The following is a 7,793-nucleotide window of genomic DNA, read 5'->3' as shown; positions in this document are numbered from 1 at the left end:
CGTGAATTCGTGGCTATAAACTTATTTCGAAGTAATATAATCTACAATCATGCTCGCATGCACACGAGAATTTTCGATAAACCATTTGTGCGTATGCATTCCTCCGCAAATTACACCCGCTAAGAATAAACCTTCCACATTGGTTTCCATAGTTTCGGGGTTGTATGTTGGTGTTTTTAACTCATCTTCAGATAATTGTATTCCCATATTTTCCAGAAAAGCCAAATCAGGTTTGTATCCGGTTAGGGCTAGTACAAAATCATTTTCAATCGTAATTTTCCCTGTAGGAGTTTCTATTTCTACTTCATTTTCCCTGATTTCAGTAATATTTGATTCGAAATAAGCTTTGATGCTTCCTTCTGCAATTCGATTTTCAATATCCGGTTTTGCCCAATATTTCACCCGACTATTGATTTCCTTTTTCCGAATAACCATGGTTACATTGGCTCCTTTTCTCCAGCATTCCAAAGCCGCATCTACTGAGGAATTGTTTGCTCCTACCACCAAAACATTCCTGAAAGCATACTCATGGGCTTCTTTATAATAATGACGAACTTTAGGCAATTCTTCTCCTTTCACTTCCATTTCAATCGGAATATCATAAAAACCGGTTGCAATGATCACATTCGCAGCTTCATAAAGTGTTTTATCAGTTGTAATTTTAAAAGTGCCATCAGCAAGTTTCTCCACCTGAGTTACTCTTTCAAATAAATGAATGGAAAAATTAAAATACCGATGAATATTGCGATAATACTCCAATGCTTCCTGACGCCCGGGCTTCGGTGGCAGACAACTGAACGGTATGTTTCCTATTTCAAGTCTTTCTGCAGTGGAGAAAAAAGTCATATACAAAGGATAATTGAAAATACTATTGACTATAGCTCCTTTTTCAATTATCAAATAACGCAAACCTTTCTTTTGGGCTTCAATTGCACAAGCCAGACCAATTGGCCCGCCCCCTACAATAATCAAATCATATGTATTCATGTTTTTTACTTCTCCCACTCTTTAAAAGGGTTCTTACTCAAATAAGCGTTATAATATCTTGGGTCGTTTGTCACCTCTTCACCCAGCCAATCCGGCTTCTCGAAAATTTCTGTTTCCGATTCCAGCTCTACTTCTGCCATCACCAGTCCTTCATTTTCTCCGTAAAATTCATCTACTTCAAAAATATGTTTCCCTAATTTTATTTCGTAACGCGTTTTCTCGATTTTTCCTTTCTCACATAACTTAAGCAATTCCAATGCCTCATCAAGCGGAATTTCATTCTCCCATTCAAAGCGGGACATTCCGCCCTGCTGACTGACTCCTTTTATGGTAATAAAACCTCTTTCGCCTTTAATGCGCACACGAACTGTTCTTTCCGGAACTGCATTTAAATAGCCTTGGGCAATTTTATTGTACGTAAAAGCCTGTTCTTTAAAATCAGCTGATTTTACCAGAAACTTTCTTTCTATTTCGACCATTTTGATGTGTGAATTTAATTTTTATGCAAGTTACTCAAATTAATTTGGCCTAAGAATTGAAATTACAAGAATCATTGTCAGACTTTAAATTTCATTTTTGTAATACGCTCACAATAAGAATAATAACTTTAAAATAACTGATTTTTAATAGGTTATGTATTTATTTTTTTGTTAAATTTGATAGAATCTTAACTTCATCACCTATGTCTAAAAAAGCACTTTATCTGTTAGGCATTGTAATAACCATTATTTTAGGTACCTTTTTGTATTTGAAATTTTGCTGCAATTGCACTATGAAAACACCTGCGATTGATACCGGAAAAGTATCAAAAGTAGTGGCTCCGGACGAAACTATTGTCCCTTTTATTCTAAATGGTTCCGGAATTGATTATCACACCAACGATAATATCAAGTTCCTTAAAAACAGTCCTACAGCACTTTTGCCTGTGGGTGATTCGGTATCGATTGGAATTCAAAACCTTAAAACATTCCTGATCGCTAATCCAAAGCAAAAAATTACCATAACAGGTTATGCTACTTCAGATGAAACCAATACGACAACTTTTGAAAATCTGGGTCTGGCACGAGCTAATGACATTAAAAAGTATTTTGTGTCGCAAGGTTTACCTGATGCGCAGTTAAACACAAAGGGTGAAGTGATTGATAAATGGCAAACGAAAAAAGACACACTATTAGGGCCTGTCAAATATGCTTTTGAAGCTCTGGAAGCCGCTCCGGCTGTAACCGACGAATGGGCTATTCTAAAAGAAAAAATCAATGGTGATCCGCTCACTTTACATTTCAACACCAATAAAGCCAGTGATAAGTTAACACCTGCAGAAAAAGAAAAAGTGGCCGATCTGGTGAAATATATGGAACACGTGAAAGAAGCGGTAATTGTAGCTGTTGGACATAGTGATAATGTTGGAAACCGTGATTCTAATGTAGCTCTTGGTCAAAAACGAGCCGAGTTTACTAAAAATTATTTGTCGAAAAATGGTGTTGACGGAAATCGGATAACTGCAGAATCAAAAGGTCCTGACGAACCTATTGGTGAAAACACTACTGTCGAAGGCAGGGCAAACAACAGAAGAACAGTGATAACAATTAAATAATCAATCAAAATATACGATCATGAATATACCTTGTATCTTAATACCGGCTCTAGTGGGATTAATCTGTGGAATTTTGGGTTACTTACTGGGAAAAATGAATTCTAAAGGTGACGATTCACTGGCTTTGTCACTACAGTCCGATTTGGATGCCTGCAAAGCCAATACGCGAAACCTGAATGCTAAAATTTCTTCTCTGGAAGCTGAACTGGCTGCAAAAGCTAAAGTCAACAACGCTCCACAATCTTTCGCAGCAGCAACAATACCTGCAATACCTTTTGACAGTGCATTGGCGGCAACCGCTTACGGTAAAAAAATTAAAGAAAATGATTTAAAAATAGTCGAAGGTATCGGGCCAAAAATCGAAGCGTTATTTAACGCTGCAGGAATTAAAACATGGCACGAACTGTCAGAAGCTTCAATCGAAAAATTACAATCCATTCTGGATGGCGGAGGTGAAAATTATGCTATTCATAATCCAAGCACCTGGGCCAGACAGGCATTACTCGCTTATCAGGGCAAATGGCAGGAATTAAAGGACTGGCAGGACAGTCTAAAAGGCGGAAAAGAATAAAACCGAAATCAATATAACCATAAAAACTGGCTTAAAGCCAGTTTTTTTTATAAGCTGCTGAGAAAATCGAAATCCCAGTCTTTTGTTTTACTGTACCATAACTGTCCCCCCACAACTTCAAGCGGACAATCAAAATTATTTGTGTAAAGCGCTCCGGTTCCAAGACCCTGAGGCATTTTTGAGTTTTGCAAAAATGTCCATTGTGCAATCGCATTAAGGCCTATATTACTTTCCAATGCCGAAGTAATCCACCATCCTATTTGATACTTATCGGCCAAATCTATCCATTCTTTTGTGCCTTTGAAGCCACCAACAAAACTAGGTTTTAGAATAATGTATTGTGGTTGTATTTTTTGTAGCAAAGCCTCCTTTTCTTCCAACGAGAAAATACCAATCAATTCTTCATCAAGAGCGATAGGAAAGGGTGTAGTTTTACACAAATCGGCCATTGCAGCAATATTTCCTTTCTTAATAGGCTGTTCAATGCTATGCAGCTGATATTTATTCAATTGATTCATTTTACCTAATGCATCATTTAAATCAAAAGCGCCATTAGCATCCACCCTGATTTCAATTTGCTCTGCTGAAAAATGACTGCGAATAAAAGCCAATAACTCCAATTCCTTTTCGAAATTGATCGCCCCTATTTTCAACTTTATGCAATTAAATCCGGTGGCTAATTTCTCTTCTATTTGTTCTTTCATAAAGGAAGCTTCCCCCATCCAGACCAGACCGTTTATCACAATTGACGCTGAATTATTGGTAAAATGAGAAGGAAACAAAACAAAAGGATCTTCGCTTTTAAAAGATAAAAATGCCATTTCAACACCAAATTGTATCGATGGAAATTCTAACAAAGCATCCCAAAGCGCCTTTTCTCCTAAATGAATATTATCACACGTCCATTGCAGTTTTTCTTCATAATCTTCGCGATCATCCGCACTCAAACCACGAAGTATTCCACACTCTCCTATTCCTTTTTTACCGTTCTCTTCCAGAACAATAAACCAGGTTTCCTTCTCGGTCATAACCCCTCTGGAAGTCCCGGAAGGCCTTTTAAAATCAAGCATGTATTTATGGAAGGTTGCTTTCATATAATAAACAGATGGTAAAAAAATAAGCCTGAATAAATAGGTATCATACCATTAAACAGGCTTATTATTGATTTTATGTTTTTTTTAATTGTACAGTTTCAATATTTTTTCAAAATCTTTTGAGGGTAATCCTGCTTTTTGAAAAATTACGAAATCCTGTTTTGTTTTCTCTATCCAGCTTAAACTGTCTGTTACGTTTTGCGACTGGTATTTTTTATAAATGGCTTTCGCTTCGCTATAATCATCACTAATCAGATAAACGTGCGCCAGATTTAATTTGACAAGCAACTCTGTATCGTCCAATTTTTCACCTTCTTTCAAAAATTTAATGGCTTTACCGTATTGCTTAGTCAAAATATAACAATATCCTATCGAACTGTAATCTAAAGCCGTTGCTTTTCCGTCGTTAATGATGGTATTCAGTTTCGGAATCGCTTCATTGTATTTTTGAAGTCTGACTAAAGCAGCAGCCTGTGCTCTCAGGTCGTTGTAAACATTTTTAGAAATATCAGCATCTTTATAACAGCTATTTCCAAAATCCTTATAAGCTTTAGTCTTTTCAATTGGAAGCAGTTTTTGAAATTCGGTATAACGGTACTGCTTCATGATTTTATCGAGTATACACACACAAAAATCATCAGAATTCGCCATTTTCTGAGCCATTGTGGAGGTTTTACAAAGACTTATAATTTCATTTTTATTGTCCTGATTCCATCCACGATTCAGTTTTGTGTCTACCCACGGAACTACTTCCAGAACTATTTTTTGATTTAGAAGCCAGTTTTTGCTGTGAAAACCAAACCAAAGTGTATTTACATTCTGTCCTAAACAGGACGACTTATCCAGTGACAATCGTTTAGCATCTTTGCTTAAGGGATCTTTCTGATCGTAACAGGCTTTATCTGTTTTGCCATCTGTGATATACTTCTTTGCCGTTTCGTTGGAGGTAAATAAAGCATACGTACAGGTATCATCTCCTGAAATTTTAGACATCAGAAAAACTGCTCCGGCTGATCCCTGACTGATTCCGGTTGGATCCGGAATTGATTTTAAAACGGAGACCAGACTGTTTGCCATTTCCTGGTTTTCATCTAAAAGTGTAATTCGGTATACAATTTCTGTTGTTCCTACCGGTAAATCTTCTGTTTTAAGAATAATTCGGTCACGGGCAGAAACTATAATTTCTTTTGTAGTAGCACGTTCTTTATCCCAATAACCGTCTTTTTGCGCAAAAATGCTGCACGAAGTTGTAATTAAAAGAAACAGGGCAATTTTTTTTAAAATCATTGTAGAAATTTTATTTTAAGATCACTTACAAAATTCAGGCCTTATTATTTAATGTTCTGTAAATTCTTTTCTCCGCTTCAGCTTTTGTAATGCCGTTATAAAAATCTTTCACAAAAGGATGATCGAAATCTTGGTGCGGAAAAATTTCAGGCCTTTCATTACCGGGTCTGGTCACTACTGTTGTGGGAATACTGCTCGAAAATTCGTAATCCGGAATGTAATTGGAAAGCCATCCGAAATACTGCGCTTCGTGATTTTCATCTTCACCATTTTCCAGATAGTCTTCAAAACTTTTTTCACTTAGCGAAACCCAGAAGCCATACTCTAAATCTTCGCAATGATCGTTTACTTGCTGAACCAAAACTGCTCTGATAAAACGATTGATATGATCTTCATGTTTAATGACACAAAAATCCTGGTCAATAACTGCAATTTCTTCTTTTTCCTGTTCTGAAAGCTTGTTGTAAGCAGAAGGCGAACTGTAAGCAATTGCCGGCCAGCTTTCATGCTCTTCGCCACAGCATTCACAAATAAATTTAATATCTGACATTTTAATTACAGTTCAATTGATTCGCCAATTTCCAAAAGCATCAAGTCTTTTCCTTTATCAAAGAACTTGCGAATGGCGTCTTCATGATCGATTTTAATGTAGCCAAATGTATCAAAATGATACCCCAAAATCTTATCGCATTCTACAAAATCTGAAGCTATGATGGCATCTTCAACATCCATTGTAAAATTATTTCCGATTGGAAGAATGGCCAGATCCAGTTTGGTTCTCATCGGAATTAGCTTCATATCCATTGTCAGTGCGGTATCACCGGCAATGTAAATATTTTTATGTTCTCCTTCGATTACAAACCCACCCGGATTTCCGCCATAACTTCCGTCAGGGAAAGAGCTTGAATGAATCGCATTGACATATTTTACTTTTCCAAAATCAAATTGCCAGCTTCCACCGTGATTCATCGGGTGTGAGCTGAAACCTAATTTAGCATAATAACCTGCAATTTCCGCATTTGAAACGATCACCGCTTTGGTACGATTGGCAATAGCTTCAACATCCAGAATATGATCGCCATGCGCATGAGTAAGCAAAATATAATCTGCTTCTAAGCTGTTGATATCAACTCCTGCTGCTTGTGGATTTCCTGTAATAAAAGGATCTACAATAATATGTTTCCCACCCACTTCAATACCTAAAGACGCATGTCCGTAAAATGTTATTTTCATTTTAATTCATTTTTAAAATTGAACTTTGTTTTATCTTCCCCCTAAAAAGAGGTTTACAATAATGTCTGAAATCAATGAAATCATGCATACTGTCAGTAATATTGAAAGTAAAAAAGTGCTTAGTGCCAGTTTCTTCAATTCAGGATCTAACAACTTTGGGTTTTGGTTTTTATAAACGGTAATTAAATGCTTAGTTAAAGGAATAAAAGCCAATAAAAATAAATACTGATCGAAGTTATAATCACTCAAAAAGGCAAAAGCAACTACTAAAAGCATAGCAGTAATAATCAAAGTGAAATGATAAATTTTAGCTTTTGCACCACCGATCTGAACTACAATGGTATTTTTTCCTGATTTGCGATCTGATTCTTCATCACGCATATTGTTCAGATTTAAAACTCCAACACTTAATAAACCGATTGAAATAGCCGGCAAGATCAAAAGCGGATCAACTTCTTTTGAATACAAAAAGTTTACTCCCAAAGTACTCACCAATCCGAAGAAAATAAAAACAAACAAATCTCCAAATCCTCTGTATCCATAAGCTGAATTTCCAACGGTATAACGAATTGCCGAAACAATTGCTGCTATTCCAAGTAATAGGAAAAAGATAGAATATCCAAAATTACTTTCGCCAAAAGCGAAATATATAAGTACAATTGCAGATAACAAGGTCAAAAATGAAGTAATTATAATGGCTTTTTTCATGGCCTGAGGCGTAATAACACCACTCTGAATGGCACGCTGTGGACCAACTCTGTCGGCATTGTCCGTACCTTTTACACCGTCACCATAATCATTTGCAAAATTGGACAAAACCTGTAATCCAAGCGTCGTTAATAGTGCAAAACCAAAAATTTTCCAACTGAATACCTCTGTTGGTGTGTTAATGGTTTCCGTTGGGTTGGATAAGGCATATATACTTCCTACTATGATTCCGGAAACTGATAAAGGCAATGTACGCAAACGAGCGGCTTCAATCCAATGTTTCATTCTATTTTATTTTGTTAGATTATTTGTTTCAGGT

General features: G+C 36.4%; 9 protein-coding genes. 2 read left to right on the top strand and 7 right to left on the bottom strand.

Translation table 11 applies throughout. The features are described 5' to 3' along the window. Window positions 1–21 precede the first annotated feature (21 nt). Both B0A80_RS18545 and B0A80_RS18540 read right to left on the bottom strand, forming a co-directional pair. On the bottom strand, window positions 22–987 hold the full coding sequence (locus B0A80_RS18545) for a YpdA family putative bacillithiol disulfide reductase (RefSeq protein WP_089078273.1): 966 nt from the start codon (window positions 985–987) through the stop codon (window positions 22–24). Window positions 988–992: 5 nt separating this feature from the next. Further along, window positions 993–1,466, bottom strand: a complete 474-nt coding sequence (locus B0A80_RS18540) for a CYTH domain-containing protein (protein WP_089078272.1) — start codon at window positions 1,464–1,466, stop codon at window positions 993–995. A 203-nt stretch (window positions 1,467–1,669) separates the two neighbouring features. Between B0A80_RS18540 and B0A80_RS18535 the strand changes: the two genes are divergently transcribed. Together B0A80_RS18535 and B0A80_RS18530 are read left to right on the top strand one after the other, a co-directional pair. After that, entirely contained in the window at window positions 1,670–2,581 is a 912-nt protein-coding gene (locus B0A80_RS18535; RefSeq protein WP_089078271.1) for an OmpA family protein, read from the top strand. 19 nt (window positions 2,582–2,600) lie between these two features. After that, the gene (locus B0A80_RS18530) at window positions 2,601–3,152 is read left to right on the top strand and encodes a hypothetical protein (protein WP_089078270.1); all 552 of its coding nucleotides are present in this window, start codon (window positions 2,601–2,603) and stop codon (window positions 3,150–3,152) included. Between the two features lie 47 nt (window positions 3,153–3,199). Here the strand turns inward: B0A80_RS18530 and B0A80_RS18525 are convergent, their stop codons facing one another. From B0A80_RS18525 to menA, 5 genes are all read right to left on the bottom strand, one after another. Beyond that, window positions 3,200–4,246, bottom strand: coding sequence for an o-succinylbenzoate synthase (locus B0A80_RS18525; RefSeq protein WP_089078269.1), 1,047 nt, complete (start codon window positions 4,244–4,246; stop codon window positions 3,200–3,202). Between the two features lie 84 nt (window positions 4,247–4,330). Further along, window positions 4,331–5,533 (bottom strand): tetratricopeptide repeat protein, encoded by a 1,203-nt coding sequence (locus B0A80_RS18520; RefSeq protein WP_089078268.1) that lies wholly within the window; start codon window positions 5,531–5,533, stop codon window positions 4,331–4,333. 34 nt (window positions 5,534–5,567) lie between these two features. Further along, window positions 5,568–6,083, bottom strand: coding sequence for a DUF2199 domain-containing protein (locus B0A80_RS18515; RefSeq protein ID WP_089078267.1), 516 nt, complete (start codon window positions 6,081–6,083; stop codon window positions 5,568–5,570). 5 nt (window positions 6,084–6,088) lie between these two features. Continuing rightward, entirely contained in the window at window positions 6,089–6,766 is a 678-nt protein-coding gene (locus B0A80_RS18510; RefSeq protein ID WP_070908006.1) for a metal-dependent hydrolase, read from the bottom strand. A gap of 30 nt (window positions 6,767–6,796) precedes the next feature. After that, window positions 6,797–7,759, bottom strand: coding sequence for a 1,4-dihydroxy-2-naphthoate octaprenyltransferase (gene menA / locus B0A80_RS18505; RefSeq protein ID WP_089078266.1), 963 nt, complete (start codon window positions 7,757–7,759; stop codon window positions 6,797–6,799). Window positions 7,760–7,793: the final 34 nt, after the last annotated feature.

Source organism: Flavobacterium tructae (assembly GCF_002217475.1).
In the GTDB taxonomy this organism is placed as follows: domain Bacteria; phylum Bacteroidota; class Bacteroidia; order Flavobacteriales; family Flavobacteriaceae; genus Flavobacterium; species Flavobacterium tructae.
This window is presented reverse-complemented; position numbering and strand designations above follow the sequence as displayed.